General features: G+C 57.9%; 15 protein-coding genes. 11 read left to right on the top strand and 4 right to left on the bottom strand.

All coding sequences use genetic code 11. The features are described from left to right. The first annotated feature begins 55 nt into the window (after window positions 1-55). The 3 genes from ACN0WW_RS02645 (at window position 56) to ACN0WW_RS02635 (ending at window position 5,856) form a co-directional block, all read left to right on the top strand. Window positions 56-529, top strand: coding sequence for a glutathione peroxidase (locus ACN0WW_RS02645; RefSeq protein WP_417609116.1), 474 nt, complete (start codon window positions 56-58; stop codon window positions 527-529). Window positions 530-694: 165 nt separating this feature from the next. Next, window positions 695-4,198 (top strand): DNA polymerase III subunit alpha, encoded by a 3,504-nt coding sequence (gene dnaE / locus ACN0WW_RS02640; RefSeq protein WP_417609114.1) that lies wholly within the window; start codon window positions 695-697, stop codon window positions 4,196-4,198. A 50-nt stretch (window positions 4,199-4,248) separates the two neighbouring features. After that, window positions 4,249-5,856 carry a long-chain fatty acid--CoA ligase gene (locus ACN0WW_RS02635; protein WP_417609112.1) on the top strand — a complete coding sequence of 536 codons (1,608 nt, stop codon included), beginning with the start codon at window positions 4,249-4,251 and terminating at the stop codon, window positions 5,854-5,856. On the opposite strand, the gene ACN0WW_RS02630 is transcribed toward ACN0WW_RS02635, so the two are convergent. Beyond that, window positions 5,853-6,950, bottom strand: coding sequence for a PA0069 family radical SAM protein (locus ACN0WW_RS02630; RefSeq protein WP_417609110.1), 1,098 nt, complete (start codon window positions 6,948-6,950; stop codon window positions 5,853-5,855). The genes ACN0WW_RS02635 and ACN0WW_RS02630 overlap by 4 nt on opposite strands. A gap of 48 nt (window positions 6,951-6,998) precedes the next feature. Next, on the bottom strand, window positions 6,999-7,526 hold the full coding sequence (moaB, locus tag ACN0WW_RS02625) for a molybdenum cofactor biosynthesis protein B (RefSeq protein WP_417609108.1): 528 nt from the start codon (window positions 7,524-7,526) through the stop codon (window positions 6,999-7,001). A gap of 114 nt (window positions 7,527-7,640) precedes the next feature. Between moaB and ACN0WW_RS02620 the strand changes: the two genes are divergently transcribed. From ACN0WW_RS02620 to trxA, 7 genes are all read left to right on the top strand, one after another. Then, entirely contained in the window at window positions 7,641-9,992 is a 2,352-nt protein-coding gene (locus ACN0WW_RS02620; RefSeq protein ID WP_417609106.1) for an ATP-binding protein, read from the top strand. Between the two features lie 4 nt (window positions 9,993-9,996). Next, window positions 9,997-10,443, top strand: a complete 447-nt coding sequence (tsaE, locus tag ACN0WW_RS02615) for a tRNA (adenosine(37)-N6)-threonylcarbamoyltransferase complex ATPase subunit type 1 TsaE (RefSeq protein WP_417609104.1) — start codon at window positions 9,997-9,999, stop codon at window positions 10,441-10,443. Beyond that, window positions 10,440-11,426, top strand: coding sequence for an aminoglycoside phosphotransferase family protein (locus ACN0WW_RS02610; RefSeq protein WP_417609730.1), 987 nt, complete (start codon window positions 10,440-10,442; stop codon window positions 11,424-11,426). The genes tsaE and ACN0WW_RS02610 overlap by 4 nt, the downstream gene beginning before the upstream one ends. Then, window positions 11,423-12,139, top strand: coding sequence for a nucleotidyltransferase family protein (locus tag ACN0WW_RS02605; RefSeq protein WP_417609102.1), 717 nt, complete (start codon window positions 11,423-11,425; stop codon window positions 12,137-12,139). The genes ACN0WW_RS02610 and ACN0WW_RS02605 overlap by 4 nt, the downstream gene beginning before the upstream one ends. Then, window positions 12,132-15,131, top strand: coding sequence for a double-strand break repair protein AddB (gene addB, locus ACN0WW_RS02600; protein ID WP_417609100.1), 3,000 nt, complete (start codon window positions 12,132-12,134; stop codon window positions 15,129-15,131). The genes ACN0WW_RS02605 and addB overlap by 8 nt, the downstream gene beginning before the upstream one ends. Next, window positions 15,124-18,576, top strand: coding sequence for a double-strand break repair helicase AddA (addA, locus tag ACN0WW_RS02595; protein ID WP_417609098.1), 3,453 nt, complete (start codon window positions 15,124-15,126; stop codon window positions 18,574-18,576). Before addB ends, addA begins: the two co-directional genes overlap by 8 nt. Before the next feature lie 75 nt (window positions 18,577-18,651). Next, window positions 18,652-18,978 carry a thioredoxin TrxA gene (gene trxA, locus ACN0WW_RS02590; protein WP_417609096.1) on the top strand — a complete coding sequence of 109 codons (327 nt, stop codon included), beginning with the start codon at window positions 18,652-18,654 and terminating at the stop codon, window positions 18,976-18,978. On the opposite strand, the gene ACN0WW_RS02585 is transcribed toward trxA, so the two are convergent. Next, a complete protein-coding gene (locus tag ACN0WW_RS02585) occupies window positions 18,975-19,781 on the bottom strand; it encodes an inositol monophosphatase family protein (protein ID WP_417609093.1) in 807 nt (268 codons plus the stop codon). The genes trxA and ACN0WW_RS02585 overlap by 4 nt on opposite strands. A gap of 4 nt (window positions 19,782-19,785) precedes the next feature. Next, window positions 19,786-21,015, bottom strand: a complete 1,230-nt coding sequence (argJ, locus tag ACN0WW_RS02580; RefSeq protein WP_417609091.1) for a bifunctional glutamate N-acetyltransferase/amino-acid acetyltransferase ArgJ — start codon at window positions 21,013-21,015, stop codon at window positions 19,786-19,788. A 59-nt stretch (window positions 21,016-21,074) separates the two neighbouring features. On the opposite strand from argJ, the gene ACN0WW_RS02575 reads away from it, so the two are divergent. Further along, the gene (locus ACN0WW_RS02575; protein ID WP_417609089.1) at window positions 21,075-21,401 is read left to right on the top strand and encodes a hypothetical protein; all 327 of its coding nucleotides are present in this window, start codon (window positions 21,075-21,077) and stop codon (window positions 21,399-21,401) included. Window positions 21,402-21,456: the final 55 nt, after the last annotated feature.

The raw sequence follows: 21,456 nt of genomic DNA, 5'->3' as shown, positions 1-21,456 counted from the left end.
CGAGTATCAAACTGTTGGCTGATTGAACCTAGAAAACAAACATTGCGGGGCGCATATGAAGGTTACAGAATTTCACGTTAAGCAAGCGGACGGTTCCGATCTCGATTTGGCCAAGCACAAGGGTAAAGTGCTGTTGATCGTGAATACTGCGTCGAAATGTGGCTTTACACCGCAATATGAGGGCCTGGAAAAGCTGCACAAGGAATATGGAGACAAGGGCCTCGAAATACTGGCCTTTCCCTGCAATCAATTCGGCAATCAGGAACCTGGCGACGCCGACGAAATCCGGAATTTCTGTTCGCTCAACTATGATGTCAGCTTTCCCTTGATGGCCAAGATCGAAGTCAACGGCAATGGTGCCGACCCGCTGTGGAAATATCTGAAATCTGAAAAATCGGGTCTTCTGGGTTCGAGGATCAAGTGGAATTTTACCAAATTTCTGGTCGATCGCGATGGCAATGTGGTTTCCCGTTTCGGCCCTGCGGTTAAGCCGGAACAGCTCAAGGCCGAGATTGAAGCCCTGCTTTAGGCAATATCGTTGCTGGAAAATATTGCATGGCGTCACGGTTTGTAGGCCTCCGATGGCCACCGTCTTCGGCAATGTCCAAAATATGCTGTGGACAAATAGTCGATAGTCAGCGCCGCGATCACCGGGGCCATATGCAAAGCCTGTTTGTCCCGCTAGTCTGAAATCATGGCCCAGACTCCTTTCGTCCATCTTCGCACCTTTTCAGCCTACACGATTCTTGACGGCGCGATGGAACCGGCGGCGATTGGCCCAGCCGCAAAAGAGCGCGGTTTTCCAGCGGTGGCGCTGTGCGACCGGATCGGCCTGTTCGCTTCCATGGCCTTTGACGATGGCTGCCGCGCCAACGGCGTACAGCCCATAACCGGTTGCTTTCTGAGAGTTGCCCGGCCCGGCAGCGCCGATTCCGGCAAGCCGGTACTGGACTGGCTGGCGCTCTATGCGCAGGATGCCGAGGGCTATGAAAATCTCTGTAAGCTGGTTTCGGCATCGCATCTTGATCGGCCCATTGATCTGGAAGCGCATGTCGGTATGGATATGCTGGAGGATCACAGCACCGGCCTGATCGCCTTGACCGGAGGTGGCGAGGGGGCGCTGGCGCGATTGATCGCGGAAGAACAGCAAGCCGAGGCTGAGGCCTATCTGTCCTTGTTGCAGCAATATTTCCCAGGACGGCTGTATATCGAACTGTCCCGCCGTGAGGACCCGATCGAAATGGCGGCGGAGGCAGGGCTGATCACCCTGGCGATGGACCGTGATATCCCGCTGGTGGCGACCAATCCGAGCTGCTTTTCCGAACCCGACTTTCATGAAGCGCATGATGCGATGAAATGTATCGCGCAGTCCGCTTATGTTGAAAATAACGACCGCGAGAAACCGTCCAAACATCTCTGGATGAAAAGCGCGCTGGTGATGGAAGACCTGTTCTCCGACATCCCGGAAGCCTTGCTGAACACGCTGGTGATCGCTCAGAGATGCGCCTTCTCGCCACCGAAAAGGGATCCGATTCTGCCCAGTCTGGCCGGCGATTTGGCGGGTGAAATAGAACAATTGCGCAGTGACGCAGCGGCCGGGCTTGAACGGCGTCTGGCGGTTCTGGAGGTGACGGACGAGGCAGAGCGGAAAATCTATTTCGACCGGCTCGCTTTCGAGCTCGATGTGATCGTCAGCATGGGATTTCCGGGCTATTTTCTGATCGTTGCCGACTTTATCAAATGGGCGAAAGATCAGGATATACCGGTTGGGCCCGGTCGTGGATCGGGAGCGGGCTCGGTGGTCGCCTGGGCACTGACCATCACCGATCTGGATCCGATCAAATTGGGTTTGCTGTTCGAACGTTTCCTCAACCCGGAACGTGTCTCGATGCCGGATTTCGATATCGATTTCTGCGAAACGCGGCGCGGTGAAGTCATCCGCTATGTCCAGGAAAAATACGGCGACCGGCAAGTGGCCCAGATCATCACCTTCGGAAAGCTGAAAGCCCGCGCGGTTCTGCGCGACGTGGGCCGGGTGTTGCAAATGCCGTACGGGCAGGTTGACCGACTGACCAAATTGATCCCCAATCATCCCACCGATCCGTGGGATCTGAAGCGCTCGCTCAACGGTATTTCCGAACTGGCGCAGGAATATAAGCAGGCGGATGTCAAGCGGCTGTTCGATCTGGCGATGAAACTGGAAGGCCTGCCGCGTCACAGCTCAACCCATGCTGCCGGCGTCGTGATTGGCGACCGGCCACTCGATCATCTGGTGCCGCTTTACCGCGATCCGCGTTCGGACTTGCCGGTCACCCAATTCGACATGAAATTTGTCGAGAAAGCCGGACTGGTCAAGTTCGACTTTCTGGGTCTGAAGACGCTGTCTGTGTTGAAAAAAGCCGTCGAATTGTTGGCCGAACGCGGTATCACCGTCGACCTCGATGGATTGAGCTGGGAAGACGAGAAGGTGTTCGAGCTGCTTCAGCGCGGCGAGACCGTCGGTGTGTTCCAGCTGGAATCGGAAGGTATGCGGCGGACGCTGGCGGCGGTGAAGCCGACCAATTTCGGTGACATTATCGCGCTGGTGTCGCTCTACCGGCCGGGTCCGATGGACAATATCCCGCTGTTTGGCGACCGCAAAAATGGCCGCGCCGAAATCGCCTATCCGCATCCGTTGCTGGAGGATATCCTGAAGGAGACCTATGGGATCTTTGTCTATCAGGAACAGGTGATGCAGGCCGCGCAGATCATTGCCGGCTATTCGCTCGGCGAAGCAGATTTGCTGCGCCGCGCGATGGGCAAGAAAATTCAGGCGGAAATGGACACGCAGCGCAGCCGGTTCGTATCGGGGGCTGCGGAAAAGGGCTTGAACAGCGAGCAGGCCAATGAGCTGTTCGACTTGATCGACAAATTTGCCGGCTATGGTTTCAACAAGAGCCATGCCGCGGCCTATGCGCTGCTCGCCTACCAGACCGCTTGGTTAAAGGCTCATCATCCGCATGAATTTTATGCAGCTTCGATGTGCTTTGATATGCACCAGTCGGACAAGCTCAGTATTTTCGTGGATGACATGAAACGGCTGGGCGTGCAGGTTCAGGGACCGACGATCAACAAGAGCCGGCCGAATTTCTCCGTCGAGGAACAGGCCGATGCACTGCTTGTCGTTCGTTATGCATTGGCAGGATTGAAGAATGTCGGCGAGAAGGCGATGCAGTCGCTGGTCGCCGAGCGATCGGCGAAAGGGCCATTCTCGTCGATCGAGGATCTGGCCAACCGCATCGATCCGCACGGACTGAATAAGCGGCAGCTGGAAAGTCTGGCTTCGGCCGGTGCGTTTGATGAACTGGAGCCCAATCGCGCTGCAGTCTATGACGGCGCGGACATGATCCTGTCCGTCGCCAACAGCGCCGCTGACGCAAGGGAAAGCGGGCAGGGTGGCCTTTTTGGCGAAGGGAGCGCCGGCGGCGACATGCAGGCGATCAGACTACCAGAAAACAGCAAATGGTCGCTCAGCGAAATCATGGTCCATGAGCGCGATGCGTTTGGGTTCTATTTTGCTGCACATCCGGTTTCTCAATTCCAGGCAGTGACCGCGTCGCTCGGCGCGCTGACCTATGCGGCCTTGTGCAGCGAAGGTCCGATCGGCGAAGGAGTGCGCAAACCATCGGTGATGGCGGCCCTGATCGAAAAGGTGCGCTGGCGCGACAGTCGTCGTGGCAAGCGTTTTGTTCTCGCGGATTTGTCCGACAGCAGTGGCCAGTTTTCGGCCAGCTGTTTCGAAGAAGAACAGTGTAAAATTCTGGAAGAGATCGCGGAGCAGGGCGGCTGTGCGTTGCTCAATGTCGAACTGGATCAGCGTTCTGATGACGAGAGCCCACGGGTCGCGATTCGGCGGGTCCAGGCGCTTGAGGGACTGGAAAAAACCACGCGCACCCGGATGGAACTGGAGATCCACGATATTACCGGATTGCAGGAGCTGACCAATCTGGTGGCGCCGTTGATCGGCGGCCAAAGCGAATTGGTCGCTATTATGCCGGGGCCTGACGGTGATCTGGTCAAGGTCTGTTTGGGACGATCGTTCCGCCTGGATGCGGAAACCGTTGAGTCGCTGGAGCGGGTGAATGGCATTTCCGGGGTTCGCCTGGGTCCGGCAAGGCCCATGCGGGTGGCAAAACCCAAATTAAGGCTTGTCAGCTAGCGTGAAACCTACCAGAAACCGGCCAAATATAACTTATCTGGAGAGATAATATGGCCGGTGCAATGCAAGCGAGCGCGCTCAAGATTACCAATTTGATCGATCATGCCGCAAGGGAACATGGTCCTCGCGAGATTGTCAGCTACTGGGCGGACGGGAACGTCACCCGCAGCAACTGGGCCGAGATCGGTCAGGATTCGCGCAAATTCTCTCAGGCCATGCAACGCCTCGGCATGAAGAAGGGCGACCGGATCGCTACCATCGCGATGAACCATGCGCATCACCTGATCAGCTGGTATGGCACCGCTGGTATTGGCGGTATCCTGCACACGGTCAATCCGCGATTGTTCGAGGAGCAGCTGGTCTATATCCTCAACCATGCCGAAGATCGTGTGCTATTGTTCGACAAGATGTTCACGCCGATCATCGAAATGTTGAAACCGCAGCTGAAAACGATCGAACATTATATCCAGTTCGACGGCGAGAAAGGCGATTATCCGACGTTTCGGGAATTGGTCGACGCGGAAGACGGCAACTTTGACTGGGTCGAGGTTGATGAAAATGACCCCTGCGGCCTCTGCTATACCAGCGGGACCACCGGCAATCCGAAGGGCGTTTTGTACGAGCATCGTTCAAACGTCTTGCACGCGATCACCGAAGTACAGCCCGATGTGATGGATCTGTCGACCCGCTCGGTAATGTTGCCGGTTGTTCCGATGTTCCACGCCAATGCGTGGGGCTTGCCCTATGCTTGCGCTGCCGTCGGCGCAAAAATGGTGTTTTCGGCCAGCAATGAAGCGCAAGTTTTGTGGAAACTGATCCGTGAAGAGGGTGTTACGCATAGCGCCGGTGTGCCGACAGTCTGGCTTTCGATGTTTGCAGACATGGATGCCAATGGCGGTGATTATGGTAAGCTGGCCGTTGTTGTGATTGGCGGCTCCGCCTGTCCGCGCTCAATGATCGAGCGGCTGATGAAAAATGATATCCGGGTGGCTCATGCCTGGGGGATGACCGAGACATCGCCGATTGGAACGACCGGAGCGCTGCCGGCGAATTGGGATGATCTGAATTTCGAGCAGAAAGTCGATGTCATCTGCAAGCAGGGGCGTCCTCCTTTCGGTGTGGAACTGCGGGTGATCGATGAAGATGGCAATGTTGCGCCGCGCGATGGCAAAACCAGCGGTACGCTGGAAATCCGCGGCCCTTGGATCATCCAGCGCTATTATCGGGCAGACGAGGATGCGGTTGAAGATGATGGCTGGTTCGATACCGGCGATGTCGCGGTATTGCATCCCGATGGCACCATGCAGATCACCGACCGGGCCAAGGATGTGATCAAATCAGGCGGCGAATGGATCAGTTCGATCGAACTGGAAAATGCGGCTGTCGGTTGTCCCGGCGTCGCCGAAGCCGCGGCCGTCGGCGTTTATCATCCGAAATGGGATGAACGGCCATTGCTGCTGGTCGTGCGCAAACCGGCAAGCGACGTCTCCGCAAATGATATCATTGCCTATCTGAGCGACAAGGTTGCCAAATGGTGGCTGCCGGATGAAGTGAAATTTGTCGATGAACTGCCGCATACCGCAACCGGCAAAATTCTGAAGCGCGCCCTGCGTGATGAATATAAGGATTATCAGCTGAAGAGCCTGGTCGACGCCTAGAATAATTCCAGTTGGCTGCCAGCGATCTGCGGTCGTTCGAACAGATCGGTCCGGAGCGTAATCTTCGCTTTCCCCAGTCCCGCTTTGCGTGAGGCAATGGCCAGTCGGGTGCGGATCAGGTCGGCCCATGGGCCTTGCCCGCGCATACGGCTGTGGAAAGCGGGATCATTGCGTCTGCCGCCGCGCATCTGGCGGACGATGCTCATCACCTTCGATTTGCGGTCCGGATAATGTGTCTCGAGCCATTGTTCGAACAGCGGTGCCACTTCATGCGGCAAGCGTAACGGAATGAACGAGACGCTCCGTGCCCCGGAGCCGGCCGCAGCAGACACGATCGATTCAATTTCGTGATCGGTGATGCCGGGCACTACCGGCGCAATATTGACGTGGACATGGATGCCCGCCTGGCTGAGCTGCTGGACTGCTTCCAGTCGCCGTGCAGGTGTCGGGGCCCTGGGTTCCAGAAGGCGTGCCGTTACCGGATCCAGCGTCGTCACTGAAATCGCGACTGCGGTTAGCTGTTGAAGGGCGAGTTGGGTCAGCACATCGAGATCGTTGATGACCCGATTGGATTTGGTGGTGATGACAACCGGATGCCGTGTTTCCAGCATGACTTCCAGTATCTGCCGCGTGATCCGGTAGCGCTTTTCGATCGGCTGATAGGGATCGGTATTGGTTCCGATAGCAATACTCGCTGGCCGATAATTGGGTTTAGCAAAGGTTTGGCGGAGCAGGTCGGCGGCATTGGGCTTGGCGAACAGCTTGCTTTCAAAATCGAGACCTGGCGACAGATCGTGATAAGCGTGAGTCGGCCTTGCAAAACAGTAAACACAGCCATGTTCGCAGCCGCGATAGGCGTTGATGGAGCGGTCGAATGGCAGATCGGGTGATGTGTTGTAATTAATGATCGATTTGGGAAATTCGATCGTGACATCTGTCCGTCGTTTTGGAGCGCTTTCACCGATTTGGCCTTTTTCGTCCAGCCAGTCGCCGTCTACCTGCCGATCTTGCAGATTGAATCGTTGCGACACCGCATTGGATGGCGCCCCTCGGCCTTTTTCGGTTTCATGATGTAGCGGCTTTCTGGCATCCATATGCTCATCATACAATGAGAACATAAAAAGAACAAATGGATTGAATCGCTATTTTTCAAGCAGCCGGGGAATTAGTTCGACGAAATTGCAGGGGCGATGGCGGCTGTCCAGCTGGGTATCCAATATGCCATCCCAGCCGTCTTTCACCGCGCCGTTAGAGCCTGGCAGAGCGAAAATATAGGTCCCGCGCGCGACGACCGCGCAGGCGCGAGACTGCACGGTGGAGGTGCCTATCTTCTCGATGCTGAGATAGCGAAACAGTTCACCGAAACCCGGAATATCCTTGTCCTTGACGGCGGCCAGCGCTTCCGGTGTGATATCGCGACCGGTCAGGCCGGTTCCGCCCGTGGTGATGATGACATCGACCTGCTCGTCATCAATCCATTGGTGCAACTGGGCGACAAGGGCCGACTTGTCGTCTCTCAGCAAGTGGCGGTAGATCAATATATGACCCTTTTGGACGATCCGCTCGGCCAGAATATCTCCCGAGGTGTCTTCTTTCGCGGTGCGGGTATCGGAAACGGTTAGCAGCGCGATATTGATCGGCTTGAAGGTCCGGCTTTCATCAATCGGCATGGTCGCTCTCCGCATTTATTGCGACGCTGGGAATAGCCTAGTCCGAGCTGCTTTTCCAAGTCATAAAGAATAGGGGTTTTCGGAGGTTCACTATCCGTCTAATCGATTGGGTCAATGTCGAACGTCCCAGATCTTACTGTGGTCATTTTGGGCCTCATCCTTGCTGCCTGGTTGGGCGCGGCAGCCTGGGCGATATGGTCGGGTCTTGCCATGAAAGCGAAGGCTGAATCGACCTTGCGGCAATCCGGCAGGCTGGGACGGCTGCTCGAAACGTCGCCTGCTTTGCCTTTGCTCGTACGATCCAATGGCAAGCTTGAGGCCTCGCAGCGCCTGATGCATTGGTTGGGCTTTGACCACCTTCCGGCCCATATTTCCGAATTGCACGAGGCAAGTCGCGGAATTGTAAGAGAGGATCTGGAAGCGCTGATCGAGGACGTCAATCTGGCGCAGAAAACCGGCAGCAGTTTTATACGCTCAATCAAAGTCGACGGTTCGGACAAAGCGTTGCTGATAAAAGGGGGCTTGGCCGATCAGAAAATTGCACCCAATGGCAGCGCTCTTTTGTGGATCTTCGACGCCACCGAAAGCGAACAGCAGATCGCGGAGCTGCGCGACGAGAACGAGGCGGCGCGCGCGGCCTTTGACGCGCTCTCGGCCTTGATTGAGGCAGCGCCGGTGCCGATGTGGCACCGTGCACCGGATATGAAGCTGACGCTGGTCAACAGCGCTTATGTTGCTGCCGTCGATGCCAAAAGTGGTGAGCAGGTGGTCACCGAAGGCATTGAACTTATCGAGACGATCAATGGAGTAAGCCCGGTCGATGCTGCTGCCCGCGCGCGCGAGAAAGGCGGACCCTTTGAACGGATAGTGGCGACGACCGTTGGCGGTGAAAGACGGATGACTCAGGTGGTCGATGTGCCGCTCGGGAAGTCCGGTGTCGCTGGTTATGCCATCGACATCCAGGATCTGGAAGATGCGCGCCGGGAGCAGACACGCTTCAGTGAGTCGCAGCGCGATATGCTCGACCAGATCTCCGCCGGGGTGGCGCAATTTGGTCCCGACAAGTCGCTGAAGTTCTGCAACCTTCCATTCCAGCGCATTTTTTCCATGCGGCAGCAATGGGTCGCCGAGCGGCCCGAGTTTCCGCGTGTTCTCGACCGGATGCGTGAAATGAACCGGACCCCGGAAGTGCGGGATTTCCCGGAATGGCGCGAACAAAGAACCAGCTGGTTTCAATCCACCAAAGCGATTGAAGAAAATTGGCTGCTGGCGGACGGTACCCATTTGCGGGTGCTTGCCAATCCGACGCCGGACGGCGGGATGCTGGTCATTTTTGAAGATCGCACCGAACAGGTTCAACTGGCGAGCGCCCGCGATACGCTGTTGCGGGTGAGGACGGCGACCTTTGACAATCTGTTTGAATCGCTGGCGGTGTTTGCTGCTGATGGAAGACTGAATATCTGGAACCATCAATTTGCCAACAATTGGGGTCTCGACGAAAAGTATCTGGGCAAACATCCGCGCGTCGATTCCCTGATGCAGAAAATGGCGGGCCATTTGCGCCATCCTGCGCATATCTCGGAAGTCCGTGAAATGGTGCGCAGTGCGACGACCGAGCGCGAACAGAAGAGTGGGAGCTTGAACTTTGCTGACGGACGGCGGTTTGAATTTGCCGCGATTCCGCTGCCTGATGGCAATGCGCTGTTCACGATGCTGGATATTTCCGACAGCTACCGGATCGAACAGGCGCTGCGCGACCGCAATGAAGCGTTGGTCGAAGCGGACTCGATCAAGGGCCGCTTCCTGTCCAACATGAGCTACGAATTCCGAACCCCGCTGACTTCGATCGGCGGTTTTGCCGAACTTCTGGATCAGGGAATAGCCGGCCCCCTGACCGATCAAGGGCACGAATATGTGCGTGCGATATTGCAGTCCGTCAAACGGCTGAGCAGCCAGATCGAAAATGTCCTCGACTTGAGCCAAAGCGAAGCCGGCGCGTTGCCGATTGCCAAGGACAAGGTGAATTTGCAAAAGTTGATCGAGGACATAGCGGGCCAGTTCGGCGATGATGTCAAAGCGAAGTCGATCGAGTTGGAGTTGCAACTGGACGAAAAGCTGGGATCAGCGATGGCGGACAGGAAGCGGCTGGGCCAGGCCATCAGCCAGATCGTCGATAATGCGGTTAAATATACCGGTGACGGCGGACGGGTACTGATCCACGGATCCGGCGACGTGAAGCAGGCGCTGATCCATATTTCCGATGATGGTCCTGGCATGACCGCGGGGGAACAATCCAAGGTGTTTGACAGTTTCGCGCGCTCGCGTGATCAAAAAGTGAATGAGAAATCAGGTGGCCTTGGTCTGCCCTTGGCCCGTCAGCTCGTCCGTGCACATGGCGGGGATCTGACTTTGGCTTCCGAGCCGGGGCAGGGCACGCTGGTAACGGTGCAACTGCCGAGGCAATGATCGCATGGTAATTCTGGAAAATGAGGAAGCGACTTTAGACCTTGGGAGAAAACTGGGCACATTGCTGCGGGCAGGGGACAAGATCGCGATGACCGGGACACTTGGTGTCGGCAAGACGACTTTGGCGCGCGGAATATTGGAAGGCCTCGGCTACCACGGAGAAGTGCCCAGTCCGACCTTTGCCATTGTTCAGCAATATGAACCGCCGGAAACCAGAATAGCCGCTGCGCATATTGATCTGTACCGGATTGAAGACCCGGATGAAATCCCGGAACTCGGCCTCGAGGATACGCTGATTGACGGTGCGATGATCGTCGAATGGCCGGACCGGATGCCGCAGAGTTTCTGGAAGGATGCGCTCAATATTGAGCTGGAAATAACCGGGGAAGACAATCGTCGGTTGACTTGGGCCGCCGGGAACGCTTGGAACAATCGATGGCCACTGACATGAAACCGCCCGCGGCAGCGGCAGATTTTTTGACGCAAAACGGATGGGATAACGCGGTTCTATTGCCGGTCGCCGGCGACGCGTCGTTTCGCCGCTATTTTCGCGTCCGCGACGGCGATCGGCGAGCCATCCTGATGGATGCGCCACCACCGCATGAGGACCCCAGGCCGTTTATCAATATCGCCGAATATCTGACGTCTTCCGGCTTTAATGCGCCAGAGATTTACGCCCGGGATCTGGCCCACGGCCTGGTCCTCCTGGAAGATTTCGGCGATCAGAGGATGCGCGAGCATCTCGACTATCATCCGGAGGATGAGGACGGCATCTATCGTCAGGCTGTGGATTTGCTGCGGGAGTTGCATGACGTGCCGGCGGCCTCTTTGCCGGCCTATGATCAGGCGCAATATTTGCGGGAAACGAGCTTGCTGACCGAATGGTATTGCCCGGCGCAAAAACTCGATGTCGACGCAGAAAGTTTTGACGCGATCTGGAGGAGCATTTTGGAGCCGGTCATCGCCGCGCAAAGCCCGCCAGTCACGGTGATGCGCGACTATCATGCCGAGAATATCATGCTGCTCGAAGATGGCGGGTTCGGCCTGCTTGACTTCCAGGACGCCTTGAACGGGCATCGGGCCTATGATCTGGTGTCGATGTTGCAGGATGCCCGGCGCGATGTCTCGGATGATCTCGAGCAACGAATGCTGACCTATTATCTGGCCGAGTACAGCGAAGCGGCAGCCGACACGTTCCGCAGTCACTATGCCATTCTGGGCGCGCAGCGAAACACGAAAATCATTGGCATTTTCACGCGTCTATCCGTCCGCGACGGCAAGCAGCGCTATCTCGATTTCATGCCGAGAATGTGGCGGCTGCTGGAAAAGGATTTGCAGCATCCCGCGCTGAAACCGATTGCCGACTGGTTTGACGAGCATATTCCAACCGATGTGCGGCACCGGCCACTTCCGGCAGCGAAAGTGACCCCATGACCAAGGTCGAAACGGCGATGATCATGGCGGCCGGTCTGGGCCAACGCATGCGCCCGTTGACCGAAAACCGTCCGAAGCCGTTGGTCGAAGTGGCGGGCAAGGCGATGATCGATCATTGTTTTGACAAGCTGGCCGAAGCGGGAATCGGCAAAGCGGTCGTCAATGTGCATTATCTGGCCGACATGATGGAAGCGCATCTGGCGGCGTCGTCCTATCCGATCCAGGTCAAAGTTTCAGACGAGCGGAAAGAGCTGCTGGAAACGGGCGGTGGCTTGGTCCAGGCGGAGCGCTTGATCGAGGAAGAGAATTTCTTTTGTATCAACAGCGACAATCTGTGGACCGATGGCTCCACCAACAGCCTGCACCGACTGGCACAGGCGTGGGACGAGGAACGCATGGATGCCTTGCTGCTCCTCGTGCCCCGGGAAGTAGCGCATAATTACAAGGGCTCTGGTGACTTTCACCTCGATGACGAGAGGCGGATTTCGCGCAAGCGTCCCGGCCAGCAGGCACCGCTGATTTTCTCGGGTATACAGCTGATTTCCAAGCGTTTGCTGCGTGATCCGCCCGAGGGGCCCTTTTCGACCAATATTTTCTGGGAAAGGGCGATCGGGGAAGGGCGGCTATTTGGGCTGGTCCACGAAGGTGATTGGTTTGAGGTCGGCTCGCCAGAAGCAATAGCGCCGACGGAAGCCGCGCTGGCGCGTGTCTGACCGCCGCCGGCCATCGATCTACAATATCGCCGCGCATGGCGGCTTTGCCGATGCCCTGGCACAGGGACTGATCGACCGTTTTGCGAAAGACGCATTCGGGCTGGCTCGCGGTCTGGTTATTCTGCCCAACAATCGCGCTCAGCGTGCGCTGCAGGAAGCGTTTGTCCGGCTCAGCGAGGATGGGCTGTTGCTGCCGCAAATGGCGGTTATTGGCGATCTTGATCTGGATGAATCAATTGGTGTCGCGCTTGATTCCGGAGAGTTGGCACTCGATGTTCCGCCAGCGGTTGACCCTATGGACCGTCTGCTCACGCTGGCGCAGCTGATCCAGAAAGAGATCCGGCTCCGTGACGATGCGATATTGGCGAAGGACGCCCTGCGGCTGGCGCGCGAATTCGCACGGACCATCGATCAGTTGAATGTCGAAGAAATCACGCTGGCTGATCTCAAGAAAACAGAGCCGGAGAGTCTCGACCTGTCCAGTCACTGGCAGGACTCGTACCGTTTCTTCCTGATCATCGCCGAGAAATGGCAGCAGCAGCTGGAGCAGTGGCAGCGGGTTGATCAGGCTGTGCGCCGCAATGCCCTGTTCGATCATATCGCAGCGCGCTGGAAAGTGTCGCCGCCGGACCATTTTGTCGTTGCTGCCGGGATTACCACATCGGCACCCGCTATCGCCCGCTTTCTGGAGACCATATCCTTCATGCCGCTGGGGTTGGTGGTGCTGCCCGATCTCGATTTGATCATGCCCGATCAGGAGTGGGATTTGCTCGGGCCGTTCCAGCCGGACCCACAGACCGGGTTCGCAGATCGCGCGCAAGAAACGCACCCGCAATATCATATCAAATTGCTGCTCGACCGGATGTCGATTGCGCGGGGCGAGGTCATGCGCTGGCCCCGGACGGGCGAAAGCGGCGCAGCAGCAAAACGCAGCCGGGCTCTGAGCCATGCCTTCGCCATTCCGAAACTGACGGTGCGTTGGCAGACGCTGGAGAGCAGCGAACGCAGCCTGGCCGGGGTGCAGACGGTGGAGGCAAGCAATAGCGCGGAAGAAGCCCAGATCATCGCTCTGCTGGCGAGGCAGGCGCTCGGGGATCCCAATCAACGGGTTGCCATCGTCACACCGGACAGGTCGTTGGCGACGCGGGTGTCTGCTCATCTGAAACGCTGGGATATTCAGGTTGATGATACCGCGGGACAGCCCTTGGCGAAGCTGCCGGAAGGCGTATTTTTCCTGAATCTGCTGGCAGCAGTTGCCAACGGTTTTCCGCCGGCCGAGCTCCTCGCCTTGCTCAAACATCCGCTGGTGCAGAGTCGAGAAGAGCGGCTTGTGTGGCTGGATAATGTGCGCAAGCTCGACTTGCTGATGCGGGGTCCGCGTCCGGCACCAGGACTGGCCGGGATTGACGCGTTGCTGAAAGCCGAAAACTATCGGACCAAAAAATTGCGGGACGCGCTTGCGCCCTGGTGGCAGTCGGTCCGTACGATGTTCGCGCCGATCGAAACGCTGCTTGCTGGGCCGCTGGACTGGGCGCATCTTCTGGATCAATTGCGACAATTGGCAGAGACGCTGACCGGGGGAGCAATTTGGGCCGGACCCGCTGGCCGGGAACTGGCCGATCTGCTGACGAAATTGCAGGTGCGGGCGGAGATGGGGCCAATCCGCATCGCGGCGGATGAATTGGCCGGCTATTTTGAGACATTGATGTCCGAAATATCGGTGCGTCCTCCCTATGGCGGTCATCCCCGGATTGCGCTTTACGGTCTTTTGGAAGCGCGCTTGCAACAGTCGGAACTGGTGATCTGCTGTGGTCTGAACGAGGGCAGCTGGCCGCAGGCGATTACGCCCGATCCCTGGCTGGCACCGATGATTCGCAAATCGCTTGGCCTGCCGGCGCAGGAAAGGCAGATCGGTCTGTCTGCCCACGATCTGGTCGGAGCGATGGGCGCAAAGCGTGTGGTCCTCTCGCGGGCGCGGCGCGACGATTCTGGCCCGGCGATTGCCTCGCGCTTCCTGCTTCGTCTGAAAGGCATGTGCGGCGACAATCTGAAAGAACATCCGGACGCCCGTTCGTGGTTGTCGCTGATCGACCAGCCGCAGGCGGAGCCCGTGCCCTATCCACGGCCCGGTCCGATGCCGAGCGCAGAGCAGCGGGACATCCCGATATCGGTAACGCAGGTCGACCGTCTGATCGCCGATCCCTATGCATTTTACGCAAACAAGATCATGGGTTTTGCCTCGCTCGACAGGATCGACGCCGATCCGAGCGCGGCATGGCGCGGAACCATCATTCACGACATTCTCGAGCAGTGGGCGAAGCAGAACAATTACGCTCCAGGCGCGCTGCGAGAAAGGGCCTTGGTATTTCTGAACGACCCTGGCCTGCATCCATTGATGCGCAGCCTTTGGGCGCCGCGCTTGCTGGAGGGGCTGGACTGGATCGCGGCGACCGTCGCAGAAAATCAAAAGGGTGGGCGGCAGCCGCTCGCATCGGAGATATACGGCAAAGCAGAGGTCGCCGGTGTTGAGCTGTCCGGGATCGCCGATCGCATCGACCGGATGCCCGACGGGCGTCTGGCGATTGTCGATTATAAAACCGGCGGTGCGCCAAGTAACAGGGCTGTGATCGAAGGCTATAATCTGCAACTGGGCCTGCTGGCCGCCATTGCCGAGATTGGCGGTTTCAAGGATATTGAAGGGGAGGCAGCGGCTTTCGAGTATTGGTCTTTGGCAAAAAAAGGAGGCACCGACAGTTTCGGCCACGTTCGCTCTCCGACGCAGGGGCGCGGGGACAATGTGATCGCGGCAGATGCGATGGTCGACCATGCTGTCGCCCGCTTCAACGAGGCAGCCGATAGCTATCTGAAGGGTGCGGAACCGATGATCGCCAAGCTGCATCCGGAATATGCGCGCTACGCCGACTATGATCAGCTGATGCGGCTTGAAGAATGGTACGGTCGCGCACCGGCGGAGGCACCGGATCATGAGTAGCGGCAAGCCAAAGATCTTCCCGCTTAAGGACCGGCAGATTGACGCGGTTGAGCCGGATAGCAATATCTGGCTCAGCGCGTCTGCCGGAACCGGCAAGACCCAGGTCCTGACCGCGCGGGTGTTTCGCCTGTTGCTGACGGAAAAGGTGGATCCGGAGCATATCCTTTGTCTCACCTTTACGAAGGCCGGCGCCGCCGAGATGGCGGAGCGGATCAACCGTCAGCTAGCGGCGTGGGTGCGGATGGACGATACGCTGCTGGCCAATGACTTGGAGGCCATTGGCGCATCAACCCGGCCAGAAACCAGAGCCCGGGCACGGACTTTGTTTGCGCGCGTTCTGGATGCGCAGGGTGGAGGTCTGCGGATCATGACGATCCACGGCTTTTGCCAGTCCCTGCTCGCTTCCTTTCCGGAAGAGGCGGGTATTGCATCGATGTTCAAGCCGATCGAAGCACGCGACCAGAAAATTCTGACGCGCGAGGTTCTGGGCGATCTGCTGCTCGAAGAAGAGCGGGCAGGGCGTTCGCAGATCATCGAGGCGATCCAGCAGCTAAGCGTCCGCATGGGCGAGGAGGCGACCGAACAATTTCTGATGGCTTGCGCGGCCAAAGCCGACGCGATGGAGCAACTGGCCACCGGCGTTTTGCCCTTTGTCCGGCAACTGCTCGGCCTGCCGATCGACGGCGACCGGCAGTCGTGGCTGGCGGAGCGCTGCCGTGACGAAGCGATAGATCTCCGCTCGATGACACTGTTGCGCGATGCGATGGCGGAGTTTGGCGGGAAGAAGGAGCAGGAACGGCAGCTTGCGATCCGCCTCTGGTTGACGCTCAGTCCGCAGGAGCGCGCCGCCGCCTTGCCGGATGTGCATCTGGCCTGGGCGACCAAGACCACCGGTGCGCCGCCGAAGCCTACGAAAGGCCTGCTGAAAGCGCTGCCGGACTATGATTTTATTGCCGGTTCTCTGTTTGAGTGGAGCAGCAGTTTGCTCGAAAAAGCAGTGTTGTTTGACTATGCCGATCTGTTCGCTGGCGCGCTGGAAGCGGGGCGCGCTTTCTATCATCGCTATGCTGACGCCAAGAAACTGCATGGCGTGGTCGATTTCGACGATATGATCCGGATGACGGCCCGGCTGTTGCAGAAGAGCGATATGGCGGCCTGGATCCGCTACAAGCTGGACCAGCGGACCGACCATATATTGATCGACGAAGCGCAGGATACCAATCGCGCGCAATGGGATATTGTCCGCGCGCTGGCCGGTGAGTTTTTCGCTGGTATCGGAGCCGATCCGGAGCGGCTCCGGACCCTGTTCACGGTGGGTGACTTCAAGCAGGCGATTTTCGGCTTTCAGGGCACCAGTCCGCACAATTATGCCAGCGCGCGCACCGAGTTTTTCGCTCTGGCCGAGGCTTCAGAACAGCCATTTGGCGATCTGTCGCTCGACCGCAGTTTCCGGTCGACACCGCCGATTCTGGAAGTGGTCGATGCGACGCTTGAACAGATCAGCCACGAGCAGTTGGGCCTGGATCACCGGGTCCCGGACCATCGCAGCAATTATCAGGGCGCTAGCGGCAGTGTCACCCTGTGGAAGCCGATCGCAGACACCAGCGATGCCGATGACGAGGATGAGGAATCCTGGGCGAGCGAAGAGAAGAGGGTGTTTGCCCAGAAGCTTGCCATGCAGATCAAGCAATGGCTGTCGCCGGAAAAGCCGCTGTGGCTGGATCGGGAAAACCGGGCGCTGCAACCCAAAGACATTCTCATTCTGGTCAGCAAGCGCGATGAGCTCAGCGCCTTAATTGTCGCGAGGCTGTTTGCCGAGAAAGTGCCGGTGGCCGGGATCGACCGGATTCGGCTGAACCAGCCGCTGGTGGTACAGGATCTGCTAGCGGCGATCCGCTTCGTGCTGCAGCCAAATGACGATCTCAATCTTGCCAGTCTGGTTGTGTCACCTTTGCTTGGCTGGTCGCAGGATGAGCTTCTCGCGCGGGGCTATCGGGACGCAAAAAACGCAGACAAGAGTCTCTGGGAATATTTGCGTCGTCAGGATGAACTGGGCGAGGAAATCAAGCCGCTGCTGCAATTGCTGGCGATGGCCGATTTCAACACGCCCTATCAGTTTCTCGAGACCATTTTGTCCGGGCCGATGCAGGGCAGGCGCAAATTGCTGTCCCGGCTTAGCCACGCGGCGGTCGATCCGCTGGATGAATTACTGGCGACGGCGCTCGCGTTTGAGCGGGATCATATTCCAACCTTGCAGGGTTTTCTTGATTGGTTCGACCGGGGCGACGTCGAGATAAAGCGCGAACAGGTGGAAGGCGGCAACGAAGTGCGCCTGATGACCGTTCATGGCGCCAAGGGGCTGCAGGCGCCGCTGGTGATCCTCGCCAACGCGACTTTTGATCCGGCCAGCAAGAAAAGCGGTGGCTTTTCGATCAAACTCGGTGAGGGGACTGACCGGGAGCTAGAATATCCCGTTGTTCCGGTTCGCAAGGCGGAGCGGGTTGGTATCCTTGCGGAACATGCTGCCTATGCCGACAAGATCGCGATGGAAGAGCATTGGCGGTTGCTCTACGTCGCGATGACCCGTGCGGAAGAACATCTGGTGGTTGCGGGTGTGCTCGGACCGCGAGCGAAAGGCGAGGTGCCGGAACTGAGCTGGTATGGCGCGATCGAACGCGGCCTCACAGCCCTGGGCAGCGCGTGGCGCGACGATCCGGACTGGTTTGCGGTGCGTGAATATCGGACAGAGAGCCGGCACCAGCCTGCGAAATCATCTGCCATTGAGGGTGCTAGCGATCAGGATGTCGGTCAAATCCCGACGCCTGAATGGCTGTTCCGGTCGGCCCCGGAAGAATCCCGGCCACCGCGCCCTTTGACCCCTTCGCATCTCGGGCCCGATCAGGCCAGCAATCCGCCCCCCGATCTGACGATGCGCGACGCTGCCGAGCGGGGTATCCTGCTGCACAGCCTGTTCCAGCGTTTGCCGAATATCGCGCCGGAACGCCGCAGGGATGTTGCCGACGGATGGCTTGCTAAACAGAAGCAGATATCGGATCCGGCACGCCGTTCGGAGATTATCGCAACCGTTCTTTCGGTCATGGATAATCCGCAATGGTCAGCGCTGTTTGCGCCCGAAAGTCTGGCCGAAGCACCGATCGCTGCTGTGGTAGGGGAGCATGTGATTTCCGGTACGGTTGATCGCCTGCTGATCACCGACGAACAGATTTTTGTCGTCGATTTCAAAACCGGCCGCGGCGTTCCCGCCAATGCCGCGCAGGCGCCGGTTGCCTATCTGCGGCAGATGGCGGCCTATGTCGCTGCGCTGGAAAAGATATTTCCTGGCCGTCCGATCAAGGCGGGACTGCTCTACTCTCATGGGCCGGTGATGCTGGAACTTTCCCCTGATCTGATCGAACGCCACAAGCCCGACTATGAGCCGACATGAAAATCCTTTCTGCCACAGAGGTTGAGCGCAGACCCCAGCATACCTAAATAGGGTTCAAACAATTGGAGATTCGTTATGGCTACCAAAGCAATTACCGACGCTAGTTTCGAAGGCGACGTTCTTAAGGCAGACGGCCCGGTTCTGGTCGATTTCTGGGCAGAATGGTGCGGTCCGTGCAAAATGATCGGTCCCGCGCTGGAAGAAATCAGCGATGAATTGAGCGGCCAGGTAACGATTGCCAAGCTCAATATCGATGACAGTCCGGATGCGCCCGCCAAATATGGCGTCCGTGGTATTCCGACGATGATCCTGTTCAACAACGGTGAACCGGTGGAAACCAAGGTCGGTGCGGCTCCGAAAAGTCAGTTGAAATCCTGGCTTGAGTCCAGCCTGCCTGCTTAAAGCCTGAAGATTTTCCCCAGCTGCTCGGCAGCTTCGTCCCAGAGTTTCGGTGACGAGGCGCCGAGCAGTCCTTTTGTGCGATCAGCAGGGCGATAATGCGATCCATCCCAGCGCGCGCATTTGCCGCCAGCTTCATTCAGAAACAATACGCCCGAAGCATGGTCCCACGGCAGAGTCCGATGGAATATCGAAAGATGGTTGGTGCCCTCCACCAGTCGCGGATATTGCTCCGCAGCACAGCGGGGAATATCGACAATTTCATAATGTGGTGAGGCAGCAGCCACCAGTGCATCGCGCTCTTCGCCTGTCATGAAACCGGTAGCCAGTGCCGCAATCGGTCGTTCGGGGAAGTTCTCGGGTACCGCTATCCTTTGGCCATTCATCCAGGCCCCACCATTTTTTGCGGCGTGGCAGGTGCGCCCGGTCAGCGGATCGAACAGCCAGCCCGCAACGGTTTCATTCTGCTCGGCCAGGGCAATCATGATGCCGAATGGCGGGTTGCCAGAGGCGTAATTTCCGGTGCCGTCGATCGGATCAATGATCCACACGCGGCCGTCCACCAGTTGATCGAGAACGGTTTCGTCCGCAGCAAAAGCCTCTTCTCCAACAATTTTTGCATCCGGGAGCAGTGCCGCCAGCGCCCCTGCGATAAATTCCTCACTGAGCTTGTCGGCTACGGTCACAAGATCGCCCGGGGTCTTCTCGTTGATCTGGTGGGATTTCAGATTCTGGTAGTAAGGCAGCACGATATCGCGTGATGCTTTTTCAATTATGTCGAGAACGGGCTGATAGAGCGCGTGCAAGGACCTAGCTCCTATAGTCGGCGTTGATGTTGATATAACCGTGGGTCAGATCGCAGGTCCAGACCTTGGCCTTGCCCTCGCCGAGACCGATATCGACCGCGATGTCGATCTCGCTCCCTTTAAGATGCGCGGCGACCGGTGCTTCGTCATAATCCGGCACCACCAGTCCGTCGCGGGCGACGGTCACGCCGCCAAAGCTGATCGCCAGCGAGTCGCGATCCGCAGGCTCGCCGGCCTTGCCGACCGCCATGACCACGCGGCCCCAGTTGGCGTCTTCTCCGGCAATCGCGGTTTTGACCAGCGGCGAATTGGCGATGGAGAGAGCGATCCGTTTGGCGCTGTCATCGCTGTCCGCTCCGGTGACCGCGATTTCGATAAATTTGCTCGCGCCTTCGCCGTCGCGCACCACCAGATGGGCCAGTTGCATGCACAGATCGCTCAGTGCCGCCTGGAACGCGTCGGCACCGTCGTCATCAAAAGATGTCAGGGCAGGGGCTGTGTTCTTTCCGGTAGCAAAGGCCAGTACGGTGTCGCTGGTCGATGTATCACTGTCGACGGTGATGCAATTAAAGCTTCTGGCCGTCGCTGCGCTCAGCATCTGTTGCAGAAAGCGCGCATCGACGGTGGCATCGGTGAAAATATAGCCGAGCATCGTCGCCATATCCGGGGCTATCATGCCGGAACCCTTTACGATGCCGTTGAGATGGATGGTCTCGCCGCCGACCACAGCAGTCGCGCTCGCCAGTTTCGGAAAGGTGTCCGTCGTCATGATGGTTGCTGCTGCATCTTCCCAGCCGCAGGGCTGTGCTTCAAACACAGACTTCAGGCCTGCTTCCGCCTTGTCCTGTGGCAGAGGAACGCCAATGACACCGGTCGAGGAAACGAATATTTCTGTCTCGGAGCAACCTAGGTGTGTGGATGCCAGGGACACTATCTTCTCGACCGCTGCCATGCCCCTTGCACCGGTAAAGGCATTGGCATTCCCCGCATTTACCACCAGTCCGCGCGCCTTGCCGCCGTTCAGGGCTTCCCGGCAATATTCTACTTCGGGTGACGGGCATTTGCTTTTGGTCAGGACGCCGGCAACCGCCGTGTTCTCGGCCAGCTCCACAAAGGTCAGATCGCAGCGGTCCCACTCCTTGTACCGAGCTCTGGCGATACGGCAGGTAACGCCATCAATATCTGGTAATATTGGTGATTGGGATGGCGCCAGAGGCGAAAGATTGTCCGACACTTAACTTGCCTTTATCTAATGTTTTGATAGAACGCGCTGATATTGACGGGGCCTTGTCCATGAACGCATATATTGCAAGTTTTATGTTGCTGCTATTCAACGCTGTCGGCCTTGCCGTGCCTGCGTCTGCGGCAACCGAAGAACGCATGATGCCGGAACTGGGCAGCGCTGCGAACCTAGCCGAAATTGCCGAGGCCCAGCAGTGTACCGATACCGAGACTGCGAGCATCGCATCCCCCTACCGCCAGTTCTGCGTCATCGCAACTGTCCAGGCCGTCAATGCATCCGCTATCATCCAAGCCGGCAAAAATCAGCCTGTCTGGCCTGTATTTGCGATGCTTTCGGAAGCGGGCGACAAGCTGGAACATGAAGAAGGCGCACCTTAGCGCCACTACACTTCTGTGCCGATATTGATCGGCAAACGTTTCACCCTAAATTCAT

Origin of the sequence: Parasphingorhabdus sp., from assembly GCF_048269865.1 — a bacterium.
GTDB lineage: Bacteria > Pseudomonadota > Alphaproteobacteria > Sphingomonadales > Sphingomonadaceae > Parasphingorhabdus.
The sequence above is the reverse complement of the archived record's forward strand: the minus strand, read 5'-3'. Positions and strand labels throughout refer to the sequence as shown.

Coding starts and splice junctions, on each gene's coding strand:
- ACN0WW_RS02645 (WP_417609116.1), top strand. CDS start 56: ATGAAGGTTACAGAATTTCACGTTAAGCAAGCGGACGGTTCCGATCTC.
- dnaE (WP_417609114.1), top strand. CDS start 695: ATGGCCCAGACTCCTTTCGTCCATCTTCGCACCTTTTCAGCCTACACG.
- ACN0WW_RS02635 (WP_417609112.1), top strand. CDS start 4,249: ATGGCCGGTGCAATGCAAGCGAGCGCGCTCAAGATTACCAATTTGATC.
- ACN0WW_RS02630 (WP_417609110.1), bottom strand. CDS start 6,950: ATGGATGCCAGAAAGCCGCTACATCATGAAACCGAAAAAGGCCGAGGG.
- moaB (WP_417609108.1), bottom strand. CDS start 7,526: ATGCCGATTGATGAAAGCCGGACCTTCAAGCCGATCAATATCGCGCTG.
- ACN0WW_RS02620 (WP_417609106.1), top strand. CDS start 7,641: ATGTCGAACGTCCCAGATCTTACTGTGGTCATTTTGGGCCTCATCCTT.
- tsaE (WP_417609104.1), top strand. CDS start 9,997: ATGGTAATTCTGGAAAATGAGGAAGCGACTTTAGACCTTGGGAGAAAA.
- ACN0WW_RS02610 (WP_417609730.1), top strand. CDS start 10,440: ATGAAACCGCCCGCGGCAGCGGCAGATTTTTTGACGCAAAACGGATGG.
- ACN0WW_RS02605 (WP_417609102.1), top strand. CDS start 11,423: ATGACCAAGGTCGAAACGGCGATGATCATGGCGGCCGGTCTGGGCCAA.
- addA (WP_417609098.1), top strand. CDS start 15,124: ATGAGTAGCGGCAAGCCAAAGATCTTCCCGCTTAAGGACCGGCAGATT.
- trxA (WP_417609096.1), top strand. CDS start 18,652: ATGGCTACCAAAGCAATTACCGACGCTAGTTTCGAAGGCGACGTTCTT.
- ACN0WW_RS02575 (WP_417609089.1), top strand. CDS start 21,075: ATGAACGCATATATTGCAAGTTTTATGTTGCTGCTATTCAACGCTGTC.